This is a genomic window from Candidatus Pelagibacter sp. HIMB1782 (genome assembly GCF_052047475.1).
GTDB lineage: Bacteria > Pseudomonadota > Alphaproteobacteria > Pelagibacterales > Pelagibacteraceae > Pelagibacter.
In genome coordinates, this window is record NZ_JBNAKE010000002.1 from 313336 (window position 1) to 338891 (window position 25556).

The 25556-nt window shown below is 30.8% G+C and carries 24 protein-coding genes and 1 tRNA gene; 13 read left to right on the forward strand and 12 right to left on the reverse strand.

Going from position 1 to position 25556, the window contains the following annotated elements; genetic code table 11:
* The first annotated feature begins 132 nt into the window (after positions 1-132).
* Complete coding sequence (locus tag ACTTAO_RS06220; protein WP_440691465.1) at positions 133-981, forward strand: bile acid:sodium symporter family protein; 849 nt, start codon at positions 133-135, stop codon at positions 979-981.
* On the opposite strand, the gene ACTTAO_RS06225 is transcribed toward ACTTAO_RS06220, so the two are convergent.
* On the reverse strand, positions 974-1930 hold the full coding sequence (locus ACTTAO_RS06225) for a MarR family transcriptional regulator (RefSeq protein WP_440691467.1): 957 nt from the start codon (positions 1928-1930) through the stop codon (positions 974-976). The genes ACTTAO_RS06220 and ACTTAO_RS06225 overlap by 8 nt on opposite strands.
* A gap of 114 nt (positions 1931-2044) precedes the next feature.
* Here ACTTAO_RS06225 and ACTTAO_RS06230 point away from each other — a divergent pair, with 114 nt between their 5' ends.
* On the forward strand, positions 2045-2242 hold the full coding sequence (locus ACTTAO_RS06230) for a hypothetical protein (RefSeq protein WP_440691469.1): 198 nt from the start codon (positions 2045-2047) through the stop codon (positions 2240-2242).
* On the opposite strand, the gene ACTTAO_RS06235 is transcribed toward ACTTAO_RS06230, so the two are convergent.
* From ACTTAO_RS06235 to ACTTAO_RS06245, 3 genes are read right to left on the reverse strand one after another with little or no spacing between them, the layout of a single operon-like run.
* On the reverse strand, positions 2231-3235 hold the full coding sequence (locus tag ACTTAO_RS06235; protein WP_440691471.1) for an Ldh family oxidoreductase: 1005 nt from the start codon (positions 3233-3235) through the stop codon (positions 2231-2233). The genes ACTTAO_RS06230 and ACTTAO_RS06235 overlap by 12 nt on opposite strands.
* Positions 3236-4390, reverse strand: coding sequence for an epoxide hydrolase family protein (locus ACTTAO_RS06240; protein ID WP_440691473.1), 1155 nt, complete (start codon positions 4388-4390; stop codon positions 3236-3238).
* Between the two features lie 3 nt (positions 4391-4393).
* Positions 4394-5881, reverse strand: a complete 1488-nt coding sequence (locus ACTTAO_RS06245; protein ID WP_440691475.1) for an aldehyde dehydrogenase — start codon at positions 5879-5881, stop codon at positions 4394-4396.
* Positions 5882-6103: 222 nt separating this feature from the next.
* On the opposite strand from ACTTAO_RS06245, the gene ACTTAO_RS06250 reads away from it, so the two are divergent.
* From ACTTAO_RS06250 to ACTTAO_RS06260, 3 genes are all read left to right on the forward strand, one after another.
* A complete protein-coding gene (locus ACTTAO_RS06250; protein ID WP_440691477.1) occupies positions 6104-7144 on the forward strand; it encodes a TRAP transporter substrate-binding protein in 1041 nt (346 codons plus the stop codon).
* A 90-nt stretch (positions 7145-7234) separates the two neighbouring features.
* Positions 7235-8518, forward strand: coding sequence for a TRAP transporter large permease (locus tag ACTTAO_RS06255; protein ID WP_440633518.1), 1284 nt, complete (start codon positions 7235-7237; stop codon positions 8516-8518).
* A complete protein-coding gene (locus ACTTAO_RS06260) occupies positions 8518-9027 on the forward strand; it encodes a TRAP transporter small permease (RefSeq protein ID WP_440691479.1) in 510 nt (169 codons plus the stop codon). The genes ACTTAO_RS06255 and ACTTAO_RS06260 overlap by 1 nt, the downstream gene beginning before the upstream one ends.
* Positions 9028-9045: 18 nt before the next feature.
* Here ACTTAO_RS06260 and ACTTAO_RS06265 read toward each other — a convergent pair whose 3' ends face one another.
* The 3 genes from ACTTAO_RS06265 to ACTTAO_RS06275 form a co-directional block, all read right to left on the reverse strand.
* Entirely contained in the window at positions 9046-10971 is a 1926-nt protein-coding gene (locus ACTTAO_RS06265; protein WP_440691481.1) for an ABC transporter permease subunit, read from the reverse strand.
* On the reverse strand, positions 10971-11768 hold the full coding sequence (locus tag ACTTAO_RS06270; protein WP_179850418.1) for an ATP-binding cassette domain-containing protein: 798 nt from the start codon (positions 11766-11768) through the stop codon (positions 10971-10973). The genes ACTTAO_RS06265 and ACTTAO_RS06270 overlap by 1 nt, the downstream gene beginning before the upstream one ends.
* Before the next feature lie 86 nt (positions 11769-11854).
* Positions 11855-12796, reverse strand: coding sequence for an ABC transporter substrate-binding protein (locus tag ACTTAO_RS06275; protein ID WP_440691483.1), 942 nt, complete (start codon positions 12794-12796; stop codon positions 11855-11857).
* 202 nt (positions 12797-12998) lie between these two features.
* Between ACTTAO_RS06275 and ACTTAO_RS06280 the strand changes: the two genes are divergently transcribed.
* Together ACTTAO_RS06280 and ald are read left to right on the forward strand one after the other, a co-directional pair.
* The gene (locus ACTTAO_RS06280; RefSeq protein ID WP_075505902.1) at positions 12999-14345 is read left to right on the forward strand and encodes an aspartate aminotransferase family protein; all 1347 of its coding nucleotides are present in this window, start codon (positions 12999-13001) and stop codon (positions 14343-14345) included.
* 30 nt (positions 14346-14375) lie between these two features.
* Positions 14376-15488: an alanine dehydrogenase gene (gene ald / locus ACTTAO_RS06285; RefSeq protein ID WP_440691485.1), complete on the forward strand. Its 1113-nt coding sequence runs from the start codon at positions 14376-14378 to the stop codon at positions 15486-15488.
* Here ald and ACTTAO_RS06290 read toward each other — a convergent pair.
* Both ACTTAO_RS06290 and galE read right to left on the reverse strand, forming a co-directional pair.
* Positions 15485-16492 (reverse strand): GDP-mannose 4,6-dehydratase, encoded by a 1008-nt coding sequence (locus tag ACTTAO_RS06290; protein ID WP_440691487.1) that lies wholly within the window; start codon positions 16490-16492, stop codon positions 15485-15487. The two genes, ald and ACTTAO_RS06290, sit on opposite strands and share 4 nt — an antisense overlap.
* A gap of 26 nt (positions 16493-16518) precedes the next feature.
* A complete protein-coding gene (galE, locus tag ACTTAO_RS06295; RefSeq protein ID WP_440691488.1) occupies positions 16519-17499 on the reverse strand; it encodes a UDP-glucose 4-epimerase GalE in 981 nt (326 codons plus the stop codon).
* 43 nt (positions 17500-17542) lie between these two features.
* Between galE and ACTTAO_RS06300 the strand changes: the two genes are divergently transcribed.
* On the forward strand, positions 17543-19990 hold the full coding sequence (locus tag ACTTAO_RS06300; protein WP_440691490.1) for a GcvT family protein: 2448 nt from the start codon (positions 17543-17545) through the stop codon (positions 19988-19990).
* Positions 19991-19996: 6 nt separating this feature from the next.
* Here the strand turns inward: ACTTAO_RS06300 and ACTTAO_RS06305 are convergent, their stop codons facing one another.
* Together ACTTAO_RS06305 and ACTTAO_RS06310 are read right to left on the reverse strand one after the other, a co-directional pair.
* A complete protein-coding gene (locus ACTTAO_RS06305; RefSeq protein WP_440691492.1) occupies positions 19997-20716 on the reverse strand; it encodes a class I SAM-dependent methyltransferase in 720 nt (239 codons plus the stop codon).
* Positions 20717-20766: 50 nt separating this feature from the next.
* Positions 20767-21240 (reverse strand): DM13 domain-containing protein, encoded by a 474-nt coding sequence (locus tag ACTTAO_RS06310; RefSeq protein ID WP_440691494.1) that lies wholly within the window; start codon positions 21238-21240, stop codon positions 20767-20769.
* 58 nt (positions 21241-21298) lie between these two features.
* Here ACTTAO_RS06310 and ACTTAO_RS06315 point away from each other — a divergent pair.
* Positions 21299-21375, forward strand: a tRNA-Met gene (locus tag ACTTAO_RS06315).
* A gap of 1 nt (position 21376) precedes the next feature.
* Here ACTTAO_RS06315 and ACTTAO_RS06320 read toward each other — a convergent pair.
* Positions 21377-21904 carry an adenine phosphoribosyltransferase gene (locus ACTTAO_RS06320; RefSeq protein WP_440618283.1) on the reverse strand — a complete coding sequence of 176 codons (528 nt, stop codon included), beginning with the start codon at positions 21902-21904 and terminating at the stop codon, positions 21377-21379.
* Positions 21905-21937: 33 nt separating this feature from the next.
* On the opposite strand from ACTTAO_RS06320, the gene ACTTAO_RS06325 reads away from it, so the two are divergent.
* The 4 genes from ACTTAO_RS06325 to speD are packed head-to-tail and all read left to right on the forward strand — an operon-like array spanning position 21938 to position 25549.
* Positions 21938-22810, forward strand: coding sequence for an S-methyl-5'-thioadenosine phosphorylase (locus ACTTAO_RS06325; protein ID WP_440691496.1), 873 nt, complete (start codon positions 21938-21940; stop codon positions 22808-22810).
* A complete protein-coding gene (mtnA, locus tag ACTTAO_RS06330) occupies positions 22807-23877 on the forward strand; it encodes an S-methyl-5-thioribose-1-phosphate isomerase (RefSeq protein ID WP_440691498.1) in 1071 nt (356 codons plus the stop codon). Before ACTTAO_RS06325 ends, mtnA begins: the two co-directional genes overlap by 4 nt.
* Positions 23874-24509, forward strand: a complete 636-nt coding sequence (locus tag ACTTAO_RS06335; protein WP_440691500.1) for a class II aldolase/adducin family protein — start codon at positions 23874-23876, stop codon at positions 24507-24509. The genes mtnA and ACTTAO_RS06335 overlap by 4 nt, the downstream gene beginning before the upstream one ends.
* A complete protein-coding gene (gene speD / locus ACTTAO_RS06340; RefSeq protein WP_262589017.1) occupies positions 24509-25549 on the forward strand; it encodes an adenosylmethionine decarboxylase in 1041 nt (346 codons plus the stop codon). The genes ACTTAO_RS06335 and speD overlap by 1 nt, the downstream gene beginning before the upstream one ends.
* Positions 25550-25556: the final 7 nt, after the last annotated feature.

Genomic DNA, 25556 nt, shown 5'->3' on the forward strand with positions numbered 1-25556 from the left:
AGTTAAAAGGTTAATATGATTTTAATTTAATTGTTATCGTTTTATTACAAAATACACCTTCAGGTTTAATTTTTTTTTTAGTTATCCAAAACAGATGTATGATATAAAAATTTTTATTGAGAGGGTAGATATTTGGAGATTGTAACTAAAATAGCACCATTAGCTTTAGCATTGATAATGCTTGGCTTAGGACTTGGTTTATCTGTAAAAGATTTTACAAGAGTAATTAGAAATCCAAAAGATTTTTTAATTGGAATAACTTGCCAATTAATTCTTTTACCAATTGTTGCATATATATTGGTTCTAATTTTAAGATTACCAATCGAAATAGCCTTAGGTTTAATGATTATAGCTGCAGCACCAGGAGGTGTTACATCAAATGTTCTTACTAAGTTTGCAGATGGAGATGTAGCTTTATCAATTTCTTTAACAGCTGTTGGAAGTTTAATTAGTATAATTTCAGTTCCATTTATAGTTTTTACTTCAGCTGGAATGCTAGGGGTTACTGAAATGTCTACAGATATTACGATGACAGGGATTGCACTTAAAATGGCTCTGGTTGTAACTGTTCCAGTTATTATAGGAATGGTTATAAGAGGATTTGCAGAGAATTTTATTTCTTCAAATATTAATATCGTCAATAGAACGACTAGTTTATTATTTGTTATCGTATTTGCTGCAATATGGATTGAAGAAAGAGAAAATATTTTTAATTATTTAGCTCAAGCTGGAATAGCAGTTTTAGTTTTAAATATAGTGATGATGATCTTAGCATTTTATATAGCTAAAGCTTTTGCAACTGGAGTTGCTCAGAGAAAATGTATTTCATTAGAGTGCGGCCTTCAAAATGGAACTTTAGCAGTATTTGTTGCAACACAAATTTTTAATGATGTTGCTTACATGATACCAACCGCCGCTTATGCTTTAGTCATGTATATTACAGGTTTTATATTTATATATATTTTAAGAAGATCTAGCTAATTGTTGTTTTATTCAAAATTTTATAAATCAGTTCTGAAATCTCCTTTATTGTTTGTTCTTGTATTTTTTGAGTTTTTGAAAATACCTTTTTTTCAATATTAACTGAAATTAATTTTTTTTGATCCACTTTAGCATAGCCTTTTTTTATTAAATAATTTACTTTTCTAACAACAGTTGGTCGCGGAATACCTGTAATGTCTGAAATAGACATAGAATTCAATCCAACTTTGTCTGCATAAGATATTCTCTTTCTCCAGATTTCAATATCTATATCTTGAATAACTAAATCTTTATTTGACGATGCATTAGATATTAAAAGTAAGGCAATACATAATACTTCTAAATCACCCAATTCTTTTCTCCATCGGAAATAGTAAGAAAAAATAAATTTATAAAATTCGTACCAACAAAAAGAAAAATGTTTCTTAATACCATCTGATATTTCATTTGATGAAAAGTAGTATGGAATTTTATTTTCTTGTTTCAAAATTTTTGAAGAAATAGATATTAAATACGATAAATTTTTTAATGCTGATATTGGCTGTACCGTTTCATAAGCAGATCTATCAATAAAAATTTTTTTTCTTGTTCGTTTAATTACGCCTATTTTTTCAAGATAAATAATCTTTCTTCTTACACTTTCTTTAGGGATATGAAGATCTCTAGAAATTTCAATAATTTTAATTTCTTCGATTTCTAAAGTTTTGTCTTTATAAAAGGTGTTGTAATCGACCTGAATTCCATTTTTTTTATAGAATTTAAAATCATTATTAACCAAATAGATTAAGACCATATACATTTCTATGTCTTTGAAATTGGAATAAGCATTAATTATCCATTCAGATACAAATTTATAAAAAGCTGGAACGAAATTATTAAATTTTTTATTGATTACTGAAGTAACCATTTTTTCATCCAGTGCGTCAGATATGCTCGGTAGTTTGCTCATGATTTAAAAAAACCCAATATGGACAATACACAATTAAGTGTCAACCCATTTTGGACATTCCTAATATGTAATAATGTAAATAGTAATGATTAAATGGTGTTGTATTTAAAAATTATGAGTACAGAGAACTTAAATAGAACATCCATTGAAATTGAGAACCCCTCCCAAAATATTGAAGCTCCACAAAGAGTGAATGTGGATGTTCTAAAGCAAAGACTTCTTGAAGAGAAAAAAAAGGAAAAAGTTAAAAGAACAATTATTGTTTCTTCTGTAGTTGCTTCTTTAGGAGTTTTAACTTTTTTAACTTATTAAAATTTCTAAATCTTTTTTAATAATATCTGGAATGTTGATTTCTTTTTTGAGATTTTGTTTGTAACGATTAAACTTGTTTTGTCCTGGATACATTATTTCTTTAACACCTTTAATTTTAGGAAGTTTTTTAATTGTTTTAATATTGTCTTTAATTCTTTGGTTATAATTTTTTTGAAATAAGTTTGCTTTAAAAGTTATAAATAAGTGACCAATATTTTGTGGTCCTGAAAAATCATCAAAAGGATCTTTAACTCGACCCGCATGATTTCCTCCAGTTAGTACACCACTTAAAATATCAACCATCCAAGCAAGTCCTGAACCTCTAAAACCAGCAATAGGTAATTGAACTCCTGCTAATGCTTTTTTTGCATCTGTAGTTGGTTTTCCAAATTTATCTAATGCTACATCTGCAGGAATAGTTTGATTGTTTCTTGCAGCAACTCTAATTTTACCTCTGTTGATCATTGAGATTGAGGTATCTAAAATAAAAGGAATTTTAGAACCAGTAGGGGTTCCAAAACAAATTGGATTAGTTCCAAATAAAGTTTTTAATGCACCGTGAGGAGCAACTGCTGGAGGAGCATTTGTATAAATCATTGCTATTAAATTTTTCTTAACTGCTTGTTCTGCGTAATAACCTGATAAACCATAGTGACCACTATTTTTTACCGCAACCATTCCTATTCCAGTTTTTTGCGCATGCTTAATTGCAGTTTTTATTCCAAGATCAGCAGCAACAAATCCAATACTGTTATTTGCATCAATATGAGAAATAGAAGATGAAATTTTTTTTATTTTTATTTTTGGTTTTGGATTAATTACTTTTTTTGAAATTCTATCACAATACATTTTTAGTCTTGATAAACCGTGACCATAAGCGCCAACTAATTCTGCATTAATTAAAGCATTAGCAGAAATTAAAGCATGATCTTTGCTTAAACCAAACTTTTGAAAAATCTTAATTACTTGTTTTTTTAATAGGGGTGTTTTCACTTATTTGAATATTTTTAAATCTTCGTTAAAAAAATTTTTAATATCATTAATTAATAAATTTGGAACCTCTAAAGCTGCAAAATGACCACCTTTAGGAAATTTTTTCCATCTTTTAATATTAAAAATTCTGTTCACGTAAGATTTTGGAGGCCATTCTAGCATTTCTTTTGGAAATTCTGCTATTGCTGTTGGAACATTTATTTTTTTAAAATTTTTTGGAAAAGACCTGCCACCTTCTTTTCTTCTTCCAAAATAAATCCAAGCAGCAGTATTAAAACTATTTGTAATTATATAGATCATTACGTTTGATATTAATTCCTCATTTGAAAATGTTTTTTCTATTTTGCCTTTATTTAGGTGGGACCAACCATGAAACTTTTCTAAAATCCATGCTGCTGTTCCGACTGGACTATCTATCATTGCATAAGATAAACTTTGTGGCTTTGTTGCTTGTTGAGTCCTGTAGCCTTCCTGCATTATTTGATCAAAATTGAATTTTTTTTCCCATTTTTTCTCTTTATTATTTCTTGGTCCTTTTGGATGTCTGATTGGTAAACAATTAATATGAATTCCCTTACAATTTTTTGCACTATCAAGACCAATCCATGCAGCAATAGTCGCTCCCCAATCTCCACCTTGCACAATGTAATTTTTATGACCTAAATTTTTGACCATAAATTTATTTAAAATTTTTCCAATCTTCCTTGGGCCTAAAGCTTTTTTAATCGGAGTTGAAAATCCAAATCCTGGCAAAGAGGGCACAACGACATCAAAACCATCTTCAATTTTTCCACCAAATTTTTCTGGATGAGCAAGCTTTGGAATGATATCAAAAAACTCAATTACACTGCCAGGCCATCCGTGCAAAAGTAATAATGGTCTTGATTTAGGGTTTTTACTTTTTTCAACAATAAAATGCAGATTTATACCATCCACATTAGTCTTATAGTTTTTAAAAGAATTAATTTTGTTTTCAAATTTCTTCCAGTTATATTTTGAAACCCAATATTGAGATATTTTTTTTAAATAATTATAATTAGTTCCATACTCCCATCCATTTACATTTTGCATCATGTTCCACGGATAGGCTCTTACTTTTTTATAAATATTATTAAGAGTGCTTTTAGGCACACTTATTTTGTATGGTTTGATCATCAATTAGTTATGATTTATCCAAATAGTTTTCGTTTGAAGAAATGAATTTAAAGCTTCAGTACCTTGATCTCTACTTAATGAGCCTGATTGCTTATATCCCCCAAAAGGTGTTTTGATATCTCCCTCAGAAAAAGTATTCACTGACACAGTTCCACAAGGCAAACTTTTAGCTAAATGAAATGCTCTGTTTATGTCTTGAGTAAACACACTTGCATGCAATCCATATTTGGAGTTACTAGCAATTTTCAAAGCTTCTTCATCATTTTTTACAGTTAACACTCCAAGCACTGGTCCAAAAATTTCTTCCTGGGCGATAATCATATTTTCCTTCAATCCATCAAATAAAGTTGGTTTTGCATAAAAACCTTTTTGATTTTTGCTTGAAATACCTCCGGATAAAAGTTTTGCGCCTTCATCGATACCTGTTTGAATATATCCATCAACAGTTTGTAGATGACCTTTTGAAATCATAGATCCCATATTGGATTTAAGATCTAATGGATCTCCAACTTTTAACTTTTTAACTTTTTTAATAACTTTATGTAAAAATTCATCTTTAACTTTTTTATGAACTATCTGTCTCATATTTGCTGAACAGTTTTGTCCACCATTCCAAAATGCAGAATTCATAGCATTATCTATTAAATCATCAGTAATTTTAGCATCTTCTAAAACTATAAATGGACTTTTTCCTCCCATCTCTAATGCAACAGGTTTTAAATTACTTTCACTTGCATATTTTAAAAAATATCCTCCAACCTCAGTTGAACCTGTAAAAGAAACGGCATCAACATCTTTGTGTCGACCCAAAGCTTCACCAACATCACCATAACCTGGAAGCACATTTAAAACACCATCCGGAACGCCAGCTTCTTTTGCAATTTGAGCAACTCTAATTGCTGTAAGAGGCGTATCTTCTGCTGGCTTAATTATTACTGAACAACCAGCTGCAAGGGCTGGTGCCATTTTCCATACCGCCATCATTAAAGGAAAATTCCAAGGAACAATTCCAGCAACAACACCAATTGGTTCTTTAACAATTAGACTAGTGATAGATGGCTCTGTTGGACCAACTTTTCCAAAAACTTTATCAATTAATTCTCCATACCACTGAAAATGCATTGGAGCATCATTTGCAACTTCATTAATACAATCAGCAATAAGTTTACCTGTGTCTATACATTCTAAAACTGAATTTTCATCACCATGTTTTCTAAGTAATTCAGCAAATTTTAACAAAACTTCTTTCCTGTGCTCGGGTGAACTTTTAGACCACACTCCACTATTAAAAGCTTTCCTTGAAACTTTAACTGCTAAGTCAACATCTTTGTGATTACATTTTGCAACAGCACAAAGTTTTTTACCAGTTGCAGGATTTATTGTTTCAAATTTTTTTCCATCAATGGCATTTACATATTTTCCATTAATAAACGCTCTTCCTTCAAATTTAATTTTACTGGCTATTACTTTGTATTTGTTACTTGAGCTCATAAATTTTTCCTATACATTGTATTTATTTTATTTCTAAAATTTAGTCTAAGACACCTTGAGACTAAAATAAATAGATTAACTTCTAAATTATCAATTCAACTTTTGATTGTAATCCCATTTTGATTAGAAATTTTTTTTTTTATGTATACTTCGGTTGCAAACTTCACTAGGCTAAAATTAATTTAAATTGATACTTTAACTAACTAAGAGGAGATAAATAAAATGTTTATTAAAACAATAAGCAAGACACTTATTAAAGTGGTTGCAATTATTTTCTTTGCACAAGCGGCTTATGCAGAAGTAACTCTTAAGCTTGGAACTACTGGTAGATTGGGTATGCCAATTGGTGACGCAATCGATCAGGCTTTAATACCAGCTATGGAGAAAGCATCTGGAGGTAAAATGAAAATTGAACCTCATTATCAAAGAAGCTTATGCGCAGAACAAAAATGTGGTGAACAAGCTAACCAAGGGCTTATAGCTTTGTGGACTAGTTCTACTGCAAACTATGGTAACTTTGGGCCTGAATTAGCAATTTTCGATTTGCCTTTTATTTTTAAATCATTAGAGGACGCTAAAAGAATATCAGATGAATGGTTAGCCGAAAGACAGTGTAAACTAGCTCTTGAGAATGCTGGCCACATTTGCCTTTCTGTATACTCAAGTGGAGGATTTAGACAGCTTGGAAATGCAACTAAACCTGTTCACGAACCAGATGATATGAAAGGACTTAAATGGAGAACTACTAAAAGTCCTGTTGAGTTCATGCTAGTTAAAAATTGGGGTGCAACACCAACACCTTATGACTGGAGTCAATTATATCAAGGTCTTCAATCAGGTGTAGTTGAAGGTCAATATGTTGCTAGTCCATGGCAGCATGTAGCAAAACTTCATGAAGTTGCAAAATATTTCACTGAGATCGGAGGAATGTGGTCTGGAAATATTTTAGCGATGGATGCTAAACAGTACAATGCATTGTCTGACCAACAAAGAAAATGGTTACATGAGGCAGCTGATGCTTATGGAGAAAAAGTAAACGAGTTGGATAACGCTTGGATTAAAAATGGTGAAGATGCAATTAAAGCATCTGCTAAAGAGTGGTATGTTCCAACAGAAGCAGAAATGACTAAGTGGAGAGCTGGTGCAATCGGTGCTTGGTTAGATGCTAAGGGTACTTTTGAACCAGAAGTAGCTAAAAGAGTACTTCTAGAACAAGGTATGGATGGATTTGTAGCTCAGTTAGAAGCAGCTGGAGCTCTATAATTCATTAATTAAAACTTTGTGAAGACCATTTAGTTCTATTTTAGAATTAGATGGTCTTTACCTAAAAATAATCATAACTTATAAATATCTATGGAAAGTATTATTTTACTTGTAGTACTCCTTTTGCTAATTTTATTAGGAGCTCCAATTGGTTTTATTTTAATACTGATACCATTTGTTTATATTCTATTAACAGATGCTGTTCCTCTTGTTTTAATTCCTAGTCAAATGTTTACCGCTATAGACTCGGTTCCATTGACCGCCATTGCATTCTTTATGTTAACAGGTGAGCTGATGACAAGCGCAACAATTACTGACCGTTTAGTTGCTTTAAGTAGAGCATTAATTGGACGTATAAGAGGAGGGTTGGCTCAAGTTAATGTTCTTGTGAGTATGTTTTTTGCAGGCATGAATGGTTCTGTTGTAGCAGATACAGCAACCGTTGGAGCGTTAGTTTTACCAGCTATGAAGAAAGCTGGCTATCCTGCTGCATTTTCAGCTGCGGTCACAGGTGTAAGTTCGACAATAGGAGGAATTATCCCACCTAGTATCATGATGATCGTTCTTGCTAACGCAACTGAAATTTCAATTGCATCTTTATTTGCAGCTGGGATTGTTCCAGGTATTTTGATTGGTGTTGTTATAATGGTAATCAATCATTACTTTGCAGTTAAATACAATTTCGAGCGTAGTGATCAGCCGTTCTCAGTTCGTCGAGCTGGTAAAGAATTGTATCGTTCTTCATTTGCTCTTTTAATACCTTTAGTATTAGTAGGTTCAGTAATGGGAGGTGTCGCATCGGTTGTTGAGGCAGGTGCTATAACTGCTTTAGTTGCTTTGTTTACTGGTGTATTTGTTTACCGAACTATCAAATGGAAAGATTGCACAGGTGCTTTTCGTAGAGCGTTCCGTAATTCAGCAATGGTTTTTATTATCATAGCTGCTTCTGGTCCTTTTAGTTGGTTACTTACTTCTCTTGGAGCAATTGGTGACCTTGAAACTTGGCTTTTAGGTTTAGCGGATTCTCCAATATTATTTATTTTAGCATTAATATTATTTATTTTTCTTCTTGGAACTGTAATGGACTCAGCAGTAAACATTATCATTGTTGGTCCCGTACTTGTGAATGTTATGTCTCAAGCAGGTTTTCCAGAGGTACAAGCTGCAATCGTTGTAATAGTAGGGTTTTTAATTGGGTCAGTTACACCACCAGTTGGCGTTGCGTACTTTACATCTGCAACAATAGCACAAGTTCGTTTAGAAAAAGTAGCTGTTGCTTTAATTCCTTACTTGGTTGGACTTTTTTTACTTTTATTTTTTATCTTAGTTGTTCCAGAATTAACAATGTTTCTTCCTAATCTATTGAGTAATTAATGATGAAATTTTTGAATAGTATTGATCGTTTTGTTCATAGGGTACTCGAAGGTATGTGCTCAATATTTTTAGCAGCAATGGTTGGTTTCACTCTTTATAATGTTACGATGAGATATGTTTTTAATAATCCGCCTGTTTGGGGTGATTTACTAACAGTATTAAGTAATATTTGGTTGATGTTTATAGCTCTTTCTTTGACAGCTAGAGACAATGAACATGTAGCTTTAAATTTAATATATGAAAAATTACCTGAGAGAGTTTCCTTATACATTCGTCAGTTCTGGAAAGTTATGATTATGATAATTGGTATCGTCTTAATTATATATGGAATTGAACTTGTAGAAGGTATGAGAGGGAAGTATTGGGAAATGTGGTATTTCGAAATTAGTATGCAGGGTATTGAGTTCAAACCAAATTATATGCCTAAAAAATATGCAGTCGCAATTTTGCCATTAGCTGGATTTTTAACTACCGTTGGTGCTGCAATAAGTTTTATTAAAAAAGTCTAAATTTTAAATAAAAGCTAATTAACCTTTACCTCTCCAAGGTATAGTTTTATCGATTATTTTTCTTAAAGTTACATCGAACAATAAACCAAGAAGACCCATAATAAATATCGTTATCCAAATAACTTCATATTGGAAGTATTTTTTAGCCACGTTTTCAACAAAACCAATACCAGTTGTTCCAGCTAAAAATTCCGCTGCAACCAATGTTCCCCAACACATACCAACTGCAACCCTTATTCCAGTTAAAATTTCAGGAAGAGAATTTGGGAAAATTACATATCTTAATATTTGTTTTTTTGTAGCTCCTAATGAGTGAGCAGCATGAATTTTTGATAATTGAGTTCCTGACGCTCCAGCTCTTGCTGAAATAATCATAATAGATAAAGAGACCATAAATAATAAAAATATTTTTCCAGAGTTATCAATTCCAAGTACAGAAATAATTAACGGAGCCCAAGCAAGAGGGGGAACAGGTCTATAAAGTTCAATTAATGGATCAAAGAAACCTTTTGCAAATCTGTTTAGACCCATAAATAATCCTAATGGAACACCAATGATAATTCCAAATACTAATCCTAAAAATACCCTCATAAAAGAGTCCCAGATATGTCCGTATGGAACAGGAACTTTGAATAATTTAAAGTCACCAGTAACAACTTTTAAAACATTGCTTTTAAAGTTTTCTTTAACTATTCCATCTTTTGTATGAACCGGATAATCACCAGGCAAAATATCAGCTATCCAATCTGGTAAAACGAAGCCAATCATTTTACTAACATCAACCATTTCAATCCATAAAAGAGGAACATTTTTGTATCCAACACTTGGTTTGGACATCAATACAAACTTATTAAATGTATCAGATGGTTTAGGTAACCATCTACCAGAACCTTGTTCAGAACAAGTAGGTCCGCTTGCTACAATTGTTCCAGCAGGAAATAAAAGGATATCGATTAATCTTAATCCAGCTTGTTCTTTATTTTGTAACTCATCAAATTCTATGATTGCAGCTTGCATTTCATTTAATGCATTAGGAGGGTAAATACTTGCAAATTCTATTCTTCTTGCAATTTTAACTATATTTTTTGCATAGTCAGATGCTAACTCTTCATTGTCATCTAAACCTTTTCTGTAAGCTTTTATGTCATCTTTAAGCTGTTTAATTGAGCTTTTGAAAGGTGGGTTATGATTTTTTAATTTAAAAAATTTGTCGTCAATTTTTTTTAATTCTGCTGCAGCTGCATGAAATTTTAAACCTTTATTTGTTTGAGGTGCAGTTGGTATTTCAATTGTATTTTCAATAGAACCACTTCCAGAATCTATTGTGGTAATTCCCCAGCCACCTTGTTCATCAATAAGTTTTTGTCTTTCTGCTTTTTGAGCATCTGTCTCAAAGGGATAATCTTTCTTTTGGAAGTTTGAACTTAGAAGTTTAATTTCTTCTGTTATTTCTTGGAGTTTAATTTTGGTATCCATTTCCATTAACTCTTCACTTGTTAAAAGTGGAATTAATTTAGAAGTTCTATCAATGTAGCTTACAAGAATTGTTTTTTGTTGATCATTTAGATCTGGAGATCCATTTATTTCATTTGCAATTTTTACAAGATTTTTATTTTCGATTTTGATAATAGATGTACTTTTGAATTCCCTTTCTTCAATAGGGAACTGATATTTTAAACCTAATAACGATTCATTAATTTTAGCAACCTGACATAATTCGTTTGCTGACTTTGGATAAAAACCCTTTGCAATATCCCATGAATAATAAAGCCATAACATCAAGATCGCACTACTACCAACAATTACCCAGTGCGTTCCACCTTTAGCTCTTTCTGGGTTACCAAAAACAGCATCTACTTTTTCAGTTCTGATTAATCTTCTTCCATAAAGAACGCATCCAATAACTGAAACGATAATTAGTATTGTTACAAATTGGGTTAACATTAATTATCTTTCCCCATTATTTCTTCTTCCATATTCCAGATCATTGATAAAATTTCTTCTCTAGTAGATGAAAATTCTTTATTTTTTTTAATTTCTCTTAAATCTTGAGTAAGACCCATTTCAGCAAATGGAAGATTATACTCTTTATGTATTCTTCCAGGTCTTGGTGCCATTACATACAATCTTTCACCTAGTAAAAGAGCTTCTTCAACAGAGTGAGTAATTAAAATAATTGTTTTTCCAGTTTCTTTCCAAATTTTTAAAACTAAAGACTGCATCTTTTCTCTTGTTAATGCATCCAAGGCACCCAATGGCTCATCCATTAAAATTAAATCAGGGTCATTAATTAGACATCTTGCAAGAGCAACTCTTTGCTGCATACCACCTGATAATTGATAAGTAGGCGTGTTACCAAATCCTTTTAACCCAACTATATCTAACCATTCTTCAACTTTTTTTGCTGTTACTTCTGGATCCTCACTTTTCATACGAAGACCAAAGTTTACGTTTTCAGCAACTGTTAACCATTCAAATAAAGCACCTTGTTGAAAGACCATTCCTCTTTCAACACCAGGTCCATCTATTTCATTATTGTTTAAAGTTATTTTACCTGAAGTAGGTCTTAAAAACCCTGCAGTAATATTTAACAAAGTTGTTTTTCCACAACCAGATGGGCCAAGAACAGTAAGTAGTTCTCCTTTTTTTAGAGTAAAGCTAACATCTTTTAATGCATGAACTGTTTCTCCTTTTGGAGTTTTAAAAATCATATTTAGATTTTGAGAAACAAGATCACTCATAGCGCCCTTATATTAGAAATTTTTTAAAAAAAATAGGCACTAATTTTTAAATCAGTGCCTATTTAAAAAGTTTTAAACCTTTAAAATTATAAAGGTAAGAAACTTGTGTCTACGTTACCAGATGGAGTTCCCATTCCTTTTAAGAAACCATCTAAGTTTCCGCTCTCCATAGAAGCTTTAGTTTCTTCTGGAGTTAAGAATTTAAATCCACTTAAAGTTTCTTTCATATCAGCAACTTTCATTTCAGAAGCTTTTGCCATAGAATTCATATCAGATTTACCTGATCTGTATCTGTCGTTTGCTTCGTGAGTTACTTCGATGAAAGTTCTTAACATTCCTGGATTTTCTTTCATGAATTTATCTGTAACAGATGTGATATCTATACCCAAGATACCAGCAGCTCTTGCTTCATCTACAGTTAATAATCTTGAACCAACTGCAGTTGCTGCTTTAATAGAGTTACCACCAAACAAACATGCCATTACAACGTCACCACTTACTAATGCAGCAGCACCTTCTTCTGGGTCCATTTGAATGATATCCATTTTACCTCTGTCAGCACCAACAACTTTCATACTTTCATCAAAAACGTATTCAGCCATTGTTCCTAGTGGAACAGCAACTTTTTTACCTTCTAATTCAGTAGCGTTAGCTTTTGTAATTCCAGATGCATTTGATGTTACACAAGTAGTTCCACCCATTCCGTATTCCATTGCTATATCAACTAATTTGATTGGCGCATTAGATTTTACAGCGTTAATGAAAGGTACTAAACCTTGTGAGTAAGAAATATCAATATCTCCTGCTAACATTGCATCAGTCATAGCTCCACCGTTAGTGAAGTTTGTCCACTTAACTGGTACACCAAGAGCTTTTGCAAAATTTTTCTTCTGCATGTCCTCTAAATTTGGACTTGGCCATTCTAGAAAGTATGCAACTCTAACTTCATTAGCTGCAGAGTTTGCAACTGAAATTGAAAGGTTAAGAGCAAAAATAGATCCTAGAATAAAACTTAGTATTTTTTTCATTTATTCCCCTATGTTAATTTAATTAAATTATCGTTATTTAAATTCAATTTTGAGCGGTTGTAAAACAAAAAGATAAGTTCAATTAAAAGTTGTATACTTATGACGCATCAATTTGGGTGGTCAAAATATTTCTAGCAAACTAATTGATTTAGTCTAATAGTTGGAAATATTTATAACAGTTAATAAAGAGAGAAAAAAATTTATGAGCTCAGAGACAAGAACTTCAGTTCCAAATTCATTAAATGAACATTGGATGCCGTTTACATCGAATAAAGATTTCAAAGCAAACCCAAGATTAATTACTGAAGCAAAAGGAGTTTATTTAAAAACTCACCATGGAAAAACACAAATTGATGCGAGCTCAGGATTATTTTGTAATCCATTAGGACATGGAAGAAGAGAAATTACAGAGGCAGTTACTAAACAATTAGAGACTTTAGATTATGCTCAACCTTTTCAGCAAGGTTTTGGTGGTTCATTTGAATTAGCCACAAAAATTTCAAAACACACTCCAGGTGATTTAAATAAAATGTTTTTTACTATTTGTGGTTCAACAGCTGTTGAAACTGCAATTAAAATTGCAATTGCTTATCACAGAGCAAAAGGAAACGCTCATAGATTTAGATTTGTAGGGCGTGAAAGAGGTTATCACGGAATGAACATCGGATGTGTTTCAGTTGGCGGAATGATCAATAATGTTAAAACATTTGCAAGCATATTAATGCCAGGTGTTCAACACATGAGACATACACATTTACCAGAACATAAATTTGTTAGTGGTCAACCTGAAACAGGAGGGGATCTTGCAGATGATTTAGAGAGAATTGCAAGTAACTTTGGACCAGAAAATATTGCAGCATGTATCGTAGAGCCAATCGCTGGATCTACTGGAACTTTAGTTCCACCAAAAGGATACTTACAAAGATTAAGAGAGATTTGTGACAAGCATGGAATTCTTTTAATTTTTGATGAAGTGATTACAGGTTGGGGAAGAACAGGTTCTTCTTTTGCAAGTCATGAATTTGGTGTTACTCCAGATTTGATGACTATGGCTAAAGCAACAACTAATGGTGTTGTTCCAATGGGTGTAGTTGCTTGTAAAGATGAAATTTACGATGCAGTAATGGATGCTTCTCCAATGGGATCTGTTGAATTATTTCATGGTTATACTTATTCAGGAATTCCAGTTGCAGTAGCAGCAGGCTTAGCTGTTCAAGATATTTTTGAAAAAGAAGATATCTTTAATAGAGCAAAAAATTTAGCACCTTATTTCCAAAAAGGATTATTTTCTCTTCAAGATTTAGAATCTGTTGAAAACATAAGAGGTTATGGAATGATGGGTGGCATTGATATGAAAATGAATACCAAACCAGGTAAAGCAGGTTATGAATGTTTTAAAGCTTGTTATGAGGCAGGTGTTAACTTTAAAGCAACTGGTGACTGTCTAATTATCGCTCCTCAATTTATATGTGAAGAAAAACATATAGATGAGATTATTGATAAACTTAGAACAGGTATTACGAACTATCAAAAAAACCAAAAGAACTAATTAGTTTAATTAAAGACATGGAGAGTGCTTATGAAGATAGGCGTACCTAAGGAGATAAAACCTCAAGAAAATAGAATAGGGCTAACACCAGAGAGTGTTAAAACTTTAGTTTCTGAAGGTCACGAAGTTATTGTTGAAAACAATGGCGGTTTCGAAGCTGGATTTGAAAATGATCAATATACAAATGCAGGCGCAAAGATAGCAAATACTGCAGCTGATATATTTAATGATGCAGATATAATTGTTAAAGTTAAAGAACCTCAAAAAGTTGAGGTTGATATGATTAGAGAAAATCAAATTGTTTATACCTATCTTCATTTAGCAGCAGCGAAGGAATTAACAGAAGGGTTAATTAAATCAAAGAGTGTAAATATAGCTTATGAAACAGTAACAGATGATAATGGGAGATTACCATTATTAGCCCCAATGAGTGCAGTTGCTGGAAGAATGTCAGTACAAGCTGGCGCTCATTGCTTAGAAAAAAATCAAAGTGGAAGAGGACTTTTATTAGGTGGTGCTCCAGGAGTAACTGGTGGAACTGTAGTTATTTTAGGTGGTGGTGTAGTAGGTGAAAACGCTGCAGTAATAGCAACAGGTATGCAGGCTAAAGTTCATATTGTTGATAAATCTGAATCTAGATTAAAACAATTAGTGGAGGTGTTCGGAGATAAAATTATTCCAGAGCAAAGTGATAAAATTGATCTTCCAAAATTAGTTTCTGAAGCAGACTTATTAGTTGGTGGAGTTTTAATTCCAGGTGCAGAGGCTCCAAAATTGGTTACTAGAGATATGATCAAAAGTATGAAAAGAGGCTCAGTTATTGTTGATGTTGCAATTGACCAAGGTGGATGTGTTGAAACAAGTAAACCAACTACTCACGGTGAACCAACTTATATTGTTGATGACGTTGTTCATTATTGTGTAGCAAATATGCCAGGTGGAGTTCCAAGAACTTCAACATTAGCATTAAATAATGCAACGTTACCTTATCTAGTTAAACTTGCTAACAATGGTTATCAAAAAGCATTAAGTGAAGATAAAAACTTTTTAGCTGGATTAAATGTTCACAAAGGAATGGTTACTTATAAAGCAGTTGCAGATGTATTTGGTCATGAGTATGTAGATCCATCAAGTATTTTTTAGGAATAGTAGCTTAAGTACCATTTGATAAATTTTTTAATTCCAGTTTTGTAATTTGTCTTAGGATTATATCCTGTGATTTTTTTTAAAAGGGAGCTATCAGACCAAGTAGAATAAACATCTCCTTTTTGCATTGGTAAATAATTTCTTTTGATTTTTTTATTAAGTTCTTTTTCTAAAGTATTAATAAAATCTAATAAGTATATTTTTTTTGTATTTCCAATATTTAATACTCTAAAGGGAGCTACTGGAGACAAACTATCATTTTTAAATTTTAATTTTTGATTTGTTTTTGGTGGCTTCGAAATCAATTTTGTTATCCCAGCAACAATGTCATCAATATAAGTGTAATCTCTATACATCTTACCTTTGTTATAAATATCAATTTTTTTTCCATCTAATATTTTTTTTGTAAATTTAAAATAAGCCATATCTGGTCTTCCCCAAGGACCATACACTGTAAAAAACCTTAACATTGTAACCGGCAATTTCCACAAACTAGAGTATGAATGAGCAATACTTTCTGTAGATTTTTTTGTAGCCGCATAAAAACTTACCTGGTGATCAGTTTTGTGAGTTTCTTTAAATGGAGATTTTTTATTTGCACCATAAACAGAGGAGCTTGATCCAATTATTAAATGTTTAATATTATTTTTTCTAGATATATTTAAAATATTGAATGTACCAATTATATTAGATTTTAAATATTTATCAGGATTTTCAATACTGTATCTAACGCCCGCTTGAGCTGCTAAATGAATGATAACTGAAGGTTTAAATTTTGATACAATTTTATCAATATTTTTCTCATTCTCTAGTAAATTTTGAGTAAAAGAAAAATTTCTATATTTTTTTAAAATTGCAAGTCTATCTTTTTTGATTTTAACATCATAGTAGTTGTTCATAGAGTCTAGTCCGTGAATTTTAAATCCTTTATCAAGCAGATTTTTAGCTACGTGAAAACCTATAAAACCAGAGGATCCTGTTATAAATATTTTTGATTTCATTTTTTTTGTATTTTTAGTTTAGTTTTTTAGAGATTTAATTTTTTTTCCCATTTATATGATGTATTTAAAATAAACTTTAAATCATTAAATCTTGGTTTCCATTTAAAATATTTATCAAATTTTTTTGTATTAGAAATAGAAATCATGATATCCTTAGATCTTCTCTTTCCGAAAATAACTGGTATTTTTGTTTTACTAATTTCGTTCATTTTATTTAAAACTTGCAAAACTGAATAACCTTTACCGTATCCACAGTTAAATATATTAGATTTATTATTTTTAAGTAGATAATTGCCTACCAAAAAATGTATTTCAGAAAGGTCTGTTACATGAATAAAATCTCTTATAGGTGTACCATCTTCAGTGTTGTAATTATTCCCATTTATTATAAATTTTTTTCTTTTTCCTACAGCTACTTCATTTATTACTTTAATCAAATTTGTTGAAGATTTTGAAATTAGCCCAGTTCTTAGTTTAGGATCAGCTCCAGCTACATTGAAGTATCTTAGGATTATAAATTTAATTTTTTTCGATTTTGATTTTTTGATTAAAAACTTTTCAAGTTTTAATTTTGTTTTTGCATATGGATTTAAAGGTTTTATTTTATTGTTTTCAGAAACTTTATCTAAACCATTATTACCGTAAACTGATGCCGTCGAAGAAAAAATAATTTTACTTAAATTATTTTTAAAACAAGTTTCAAAAAAAATTTTACCTTTTTTGTAATTAGCTAAATTATATTTTTGTGGTTTTTTGATTGACTCATCTACTCTTATTAAGCCAGCAAAGTGAAGGACAATGTCAAATTTATTACCTTTAATTATTTTAGTAACTTTTTTTTCATCAGATATATCACAAATATGTAACTTTGCTTTCTTTGGAACTAAACTTTTATTTCCTGTAACTAAATTATCAATAATGGTAACTTTTAAACCTTTGTCTAAAAGAAAATTGGCAACATTACTTCCAATATATCCTGCACCACCAGTTAAAAGGACGCTTTTCATTTTATTTACAATTTATCAAAGTTTCTTATTATCACTATAATTTATGAATAACAAAACATTACCTTTATCAACAAAAGTAGTAGTAATAGGTGGAGGTGTTATAGGATGTTCTGTAGCTTATCACTTAACAAAATTTGGTTGGAAAGATGTTATTCTTTTAGAAAGAGATCAATTAACATCAGGTACAACTTGGCATGCAGCAGGATTAGTTAGTCAATTAGGCCCTACAGCAGCTGTAACAAAAATTAGAAAATATACTTTAGATCTTTATAAAAAATTAGAAAAAGAAGTTGATCACTCAGCTGGTTTAAGAATTAATGGAGCACTCTCGATTGCTCAAACTGATGCTAGATGGCAAGAGCTTCAAAGACAGGCAACCACGGCTCAATTGTATGATGTTGATATTAAGATTTTAGATAAACATCAAATAAAGAAAAATTATCCAATCATGTACACAGAGGATTTAAAAGGTGGAGTGTTAATGCCAGGTGATGGTGCAGCTGATCCAAGTGGTGTTACACACATGTTAGCAAAAGGTGCAAGACTAGGTGGAGCAAAAATATTTGAGCAATCACCTGTTGAAACAATATTAACTAAAAATGGAAGAGTTAGTGGTGTCAAAGTTAATGGACAAGATATTGAATGTGAATATGTGGTTCTTGCAACAGGTATGTGGTCTAGACAAATTGGAGAAAGAATAGGAGTTAGTATTCCTTTATATCCTGCAGAACATTTTTATGTAATTACAGAACCAATTGAAAATCTTTCACCAACTTTACCTGTAATAAGAGATTTTGACAGTAGCACTTATATTAAAGAAGATGCTGGAAAACTTTTAATTGGAATATTTGAAGGTAAATCAATTCCAGCATTTAATAAAACTAATAAAGTTCCAGAAGATTTTTCATTCGGTGAATTTCCAGAAAATTTTGATCATTTTGAACCTTATTTAGAAAAATCTATGAAACGATTTCCAGTTTTAGAACAAGTTGGAATAAGAAAGTTTTTTTCTGGACCAGAGTCTTTTACACCTGATACAAATTCATTGTTAGGCGAGGTTCCTGAGGTTAAAAATTTATTTGTTAGTTGTGGTTTGAATAGTATTGGAATTGGAAGTGGGGGTGGAGTTGGAAAAGTAACTGCAGAATGGTTAATGACTGGCCATATCAATGAAGACATTTTTAATTATGATATAAAGAGATTTCAAAAGTTTCATTCAGATTTAGGTTTTATCAAAGATCGTATAACTGAGTCTCTTGGTGATTTGTATGGAATGCATTGGCCCTATAAACAACACAAAACATCAAGAAACATAAAAAAATTACCATACCATGATGAATTAAAAAGTTTTGGTGCATGCTTTGGAGTTTCAGCCGGTTATGAAAGACCGATGTGGTTTGCTCTTGATGGTGAAAAAGCTGAGTATGAATACAGTTACAATTACCAAAACTGGTATCCATCAGTTGAATACGAAACCAACAACACTCTAACTAATGTTGGGCTATATGACTTGTCTCCGTTCTCTAAATTTGAAATTAAATCTGAGAAAGCTTATGAAGATCTTCAGAGAATTTGTACATCAAATATAAAGCAGGAACCTGGAAAATGTACTTATACTCATATGCTTAATAATGACGGAGGAATTGAAGCAGATCTTACAGTAGTTTGTATAGATCAAAATCATTTTAGAATTATTAGTTCTGCAGCAACAAGAGAAAGAGATAAATTTCATATTAAAAAGCATCTATCGGATAATGTTGAGTTAACTGACATTACTGATGATTATTGTGTGTTTGGAATATTTGGGCCAAAGAGTAGGCTGTTAATGCAAGATTTAAGTTCAGATGATTTTAGTAATGAAAATTTTAAGTTTGCGAATTCAAAATATATAGAAATTAACGGAACTAAAATATGGACCCAAAGATTATCTTACGTTGGAGAGTTAGGTTATGAGCTTTATGTTAAAAATTCTGAGTCTAAAAATATATATGAGAAATTAATAGAAAAAGGTAAGAAATATAATTTATCTAATTGTGGAATGCATGCATTAGATACTATGAGAATGGAAAGTGGTTTTTTACACTGGGGCCATGATATTTCACCTGAAGAAAACCAATACCAGGCAGGTCTTAACTTTACAATTAGCTACAAGAAAGAATTTAATTTTATTGGAAGAGAAGCACTGGAAAAAATAAAAGACAAAAAAATTGACAGGAAGTTTGCAATGTTTGTTCTTAAAAGTAACGAACCTGGAAACCCTCTTCTGCTTCATGATGAACCAATTTATAAAGATGATAAAATAATTGGAAGAACAACATCAGGCAATTATTCTTTTAATTTCAAAAAAAATCTCGCTTTCGGTTATATAAATAACGACTATTCAAAAGACGAACTTCTTAATGCAAATATTTCGATAGAAATAGAAAAAGTTCAATATTCTGCTAAAATTATATTTAAACCATTAAAACAAACTAATTTTAAAAAAAATTAATTAAAATTAATTTTTATAAATATACAAAAAGTTGTCGTTTAAATCTTTATCAGGAAAGTTGTAATTTTTTAATTCAAGAATTTTATGATATGGTTCATTTAAATTAAATGGTTTTTCCAGAACATTTATTTTTCTGTGTTGACCGGTAGCAATATCTTTGTTCAAATTTACACCCTCATAATTGTTAAAAGCAAAAAATTTGCATTTTGAATTTTTTAGATTAATTAAAATTTTTTTAATTGTTTCAATAGGTAAATGAATAAAGAAATCTCGCATTAAAACAAAATCATAATCATCAAACTGCTCAATCTCAGAAATATCTCTGCAATAAAATTTGATATTATTTTTTTCATATTTTAATTTATTTTGTTTAACAAGGTCATCTACTATATCGATGCCAGTAAAATTTAATTCAGAGTTAAACATTTTACTAATCCATGCACAATCTCCACATGGTGCATCTAAAATTTTCTTAACATTATTATTTCTAAAAAATTTTTCTAATTCTTTTAGCAAATGATTTGTTTGTATCGAATTTGGAATAGAGCCAGGTCCTGATAATGATTGGATATTAGCATCAAATTTTTTACTTTTATTCCAGTAATTTGATTTATAAATAGAATTAAATACTAATTTATTTATAAATTTTGGATTTATAAATTTTGAAATAAACTTATTAACCAAAAGTTTTCGAAACCAGTAATGTTTATTAAAATATTTAATCATCTAGACTAATTTTTTATTTTAATTTAAATTTTATTACAACAATATCAGCTTTATTGATATTTAGCTGCTGTTATAAATTCATTAAAACTTTCACACCAAATAACAACAGTATTGAATTTACTTACATCTACATTTGAAGGAACATCAATTACAAAATTTTCAAAACTTTTAACTTCTGCAACATATTTAGCTTGATCTTTAATTTGTAAAAATTCATCTTCATGTTGTGTAAATTCATTTGTTAGATAAAGTTTATAATCTGGCCCGGGTGCAATTGCACCGTTAACTGTAATCTTTTTATTTGAGATTGTAACTTTTGCTTCTCCCCAGTGAAATGGATCACTCCCTCTTAAATCTCTTACAAACTCAGTTTGATATTTAGATTTATTTTCATACTCATTAATTTTACTTATTTCGACTGACTCTGGTGCGGTTAAAATTGGTAGAAAATATATACCTAAGCCAAAGCCGATTATTAAAAAGAAAAAGTGGCTGATAAATAGAAAAGTAATTTTTTTTTTCATAGGAAATTTACTTATAGTTGAAAGAGTTAATAAATGTAGTATAAATCTCACTCTTTATGGCGGGGTAGCTCAGTTGGTTAGAGCGCGGGACTCATAAGCCCGAGGTCAGTGGTTCGATCCCACTTCCCGCTACCATTTAATGACCTGGAAATTCAATTAAATTTTCAACTTTATAGTTTTTATTAACTAAGTTATCTGATCCACCTAAATCAAATAAATTAATAACAAAAACAAATGCAGCAACTTTTGCATCACACATTTCAACCAATTTAGCAGCAGCTTCTGCGGTACCACCTGTTGCAATTAAGTCATCAATTATTAAAACAGACTCATCTTTTAAAATAGAGTCTTTATGAACCTCAATAGTTGCAGTGCCATACTCTAATTCAAAATCTACAGAATGTACTTCAGCTGGTAATTTATTTTTTTTTCTCAACATTATAAAAGGTTTTTTAAGTATATAAGAAACAGCTGAGGCAAACACGAAACCCCTTGATTCTATTGCAGCAATTTTATCAATTTTGTATTTTTTAGATCTTTCAATGATTTGATTAATTGTTTCAGCAAAAGCTTCCTCGTTTTTAATTAGAGTAGTTATATCCCTAAATAGAATACCTTTTTTAGGATAATCAGGAATTGATCTAATATGATCTTTTAAATTCATAATACTCAATTATAAATAAATATATTTTAAATTATGACAACAAATAAATTAGCAATAATTGGTGGAAGTGGTCTCTATGATGTTGAAGAATTTACTAACAGAGAATTATTAGAAATAAATACACCTTGGGGCAAACCATCTGATCAAATATTAAAAACTAATTATAATAATAAAGAAGTTTATTTTTTGCCAAGACATGGGAGAGGTCATTTTGTTTCTCCTTCTAATATAAATTTTAGAGCAAACATCGATGCGTTAAAACAGTTAGGTGTTACTGATATTGTTTCAGTTTCAGCCGTAGGATCTTTGAAAGAAGAATTGCCACCTGGAAAATTTGTTATTGTTGATCAGTTTATTGATAGAACTTTTGCAAGAGTAGAAACTTTTTTTGATGATGAAATCGTTGCTCATGTATCGATGGCACATCCTACATCAAATGGACTAATGGATGCTTGTGAAGATGCAATTAAAAAATCCAATATAGAATATCAAAGAAATGGAACCTATGTTGTTATGGAGGGTCCTCAATTTTCTACATTGGCAGAATCTAATTTATATAGATCTTGGAAAGCAGATGTAATTGGTATGACTAATATGCCTGAAGCAAAACTCGCAAGAGAGGCAGAAATTAGGTATGCATCAGTTTCAATGGTTACAGATTTTGATTGTTGGCATCCAGATCATGAAAACGTTGATGTTCAACAAGTAATAAAAGTTTTGTTAGGAAATGCTGAAAAAGCAAAAGTGATGATTAAAAATTTAATTGAGAATTTTGAAAGCCATATAGATCCAAATGATCCAACTAATAATTGTCTAGATGTAGCTATTATTACTTCTCCAGAAAAACGAACCCAAAAAACAATAGATAAGCTAAAGACGATTGCAGGCAGAGTTTTGAGTAAATGAGAATTCAAGGAAAAGAGTATCGAACAATATGGTACGAGGATAAAATAGTAAAAATAATTGATCAAACAAAACTTCCACATCAATTTATAATAAAAGATCTTAAAACAGTTAAAGATGCAATCAATGCAATCAAGGTTATGGAAGTTAGAGGCGCTCCTTTAATTGGGGCAACAGCTGCTTATGGGATGGTATTAGCTATTCAGGAGAATACTAATAAAGAATTTATTAATAAAAGTGCAGAGGAATTAATTCAATCAAGACCCACAGCGATAAATTTGAAATGGGCTGTAGATCGTATGATGAAAAAATTGTCAGGAATCAATAGCGATCAAATTTTAGATATAGCTTTAAAAGAAGCTAAAGAAATTTGTGATGAGGATGAAAAGTTTTGTGAGAATATAGGTATTAATGGATTAAAAATAATTGAAGAAATCTACAATATGAAAAAAAATACAGTAAATATTTTAACTCATTGTAATGCAGGTTGGTTAGCAACAATTAACTGGGGTACAGCAACTTCGCCCATATATCATGCCCATAAAAAAGGAATTCCAGTTCATGTCTGGGTAGATGAAACAAGACCAAGAAACCAAGGTGCAAATTTAACCTCATATGAGTTAAACGAAGAAGAAATCCCAAATACAATTATTGCTGATAATACTGGAGGTATCTTAATGCAAAGAGGGGAAGTTGATATGTGTATTGTTGGAACAGATAGAACCTTATCAAATGGAGACGTGTGTAATAAAATTGGAACTTATCTAAAAGCTTTAGCCGCACATGATAATAAAGTTCCTTTTTATGTTGCACTTCCAAGTTCAACAATTGATTGGAATATTAAAAATGCAAAAGACATTCCTATTGAGGAAAGGAATTCTGAGGAATTGTCTCATGTTGAGGGCATTGATGAAAACAATCAAGTTAAGAAAGTTTTTATATACCCACAAAAAAGTAAAGCAATGAATTTAGCTTTTGATGTAACTCCTGCAAAATATGTAAGTGGATTAATTACTGAGAGAGGAGTATGTGAAGCTTCCACCAATGGACTAAAAAACTTATTCAAATGAAAAATTTAAGTTCTGAAATTATTCGATATTCAAAAATGTTGAATACAAAAAAATTATCAGCTTTAAGATCTGGAAATATCTCAGTAAGGTATAAAAATGGTTTTCTAATTACTCCGTCTGGAAAAAAATACTCAACTTTAAAAAATAAAGATATAGTTTTCGTTTCATTAGATGGTGAGTTTGACAATAAAAAAGGTATTCCATCTTCAGAATGGAAATTTCATCAAGATATTTATAAAAATAAAAAAGAAGCTAAAGCGATTGTTCATGCTCATTCAACAAATGCAACTGCTGTATCTACTCATAATAAAGGAATCCCATCTTTTCATTATATGGTTGCAATGGCTGGTGGCTATGACATTAAATGTGCAAAATATGCAACCTTTGGAACAAGAGATTTATCTAAAAATATTTTGAGAGCTCTAAAAGGTAGAAAAGCTTGTTTAATTGCAAATCACGGTCAGATTGCATTTGAAGATAATTTACCAAAAGCTTTTGAGTTAGCTGAAGAGGTTGAAAATATATCGCTTCAGTATATAACGAGCCTAAAATTGGGTAAGCCTCAAATTCTTTCTAAAGCTGAAATGAATAAAGTTTTATCCAAAGCTAAAAATTATAAAAAGGATAGCTAATGACCAAAGTTGGAGAGCATATAACTCTAGATATCATTGGAACTACAAAAGAGTACGATCCTTCTATTTATGAAAAAGTAATTCATGAAATTGCAAAAGCTGCAAAAGTAACAATACTAAATATTTCTAAATATAAATTTGAACCTCAAGGTTTCACAATATTGGCTCTTTTAGCAGAAAGTCATATCAGCTTTCATACATTTCCTGAAAAAGGAATTATTAGTTTTGATTTTTTTACTTGCGGAAAAGTGAGTCCATCAGTTGCAATTGATATAATCAAAAAGGAATTTGAACATACAAGAATTGTTAAAAAAGAATTTAATAGAGATACAAAATCACTTTATCATGACATTTATAGCTCTCCAGGTTTACAAAAATCTTATGTTGTAAATGATGTTTTGGAAGATTTTAAATCTAAAGTAGGTCAACATATTGAAATTTTAGATCTCGAGCAGTTTGGAAAATCATTGTTTATAGATGGTGAAATTCAAGTTGCTGCAACTGATGAACATTTATATAGCTCAACATTTGTTGGTTCAGGTTTAAATTTAAACAAAGATAATGAAAGAGCAGCTATCATTGGAGGTGGAGATGGTGGAGTTGCAAGAGAATGTATTTCAAAAAATTTTAATTTTATTGATTGGTATGAGTTAGATCCAGAAGTTGTAGACGTTTGCAATAAACATCTTGGTGATATTGGAAAAAAAGCTACGGAAAAAAATTCAGTTAAATGTGTATGGGGAGATGCATTTGAAAGTATTAAATCAGTAGCTGATGATACTTACGATCATATTTTTGTTGATCTTAATGATGACCAGTTTTGCATAGATCTAGCTGCAAAAAATATGGACTCTTTAGTGAGAATATTAAAACCAAAAGGTGTAATTACAGCTCAAGTTGGTAGTCAGGATAAAAAACCTAAGCAAGTTGATAGTTGGTTAAATGTCTTTAATCAAAATTTTGGTAATGCTAAATTATCTAGAGTTTATATACCAAGTTTTGATTGTGCTTGGAACTTTTCATCTTCAATAAATCATTAATTTTTCT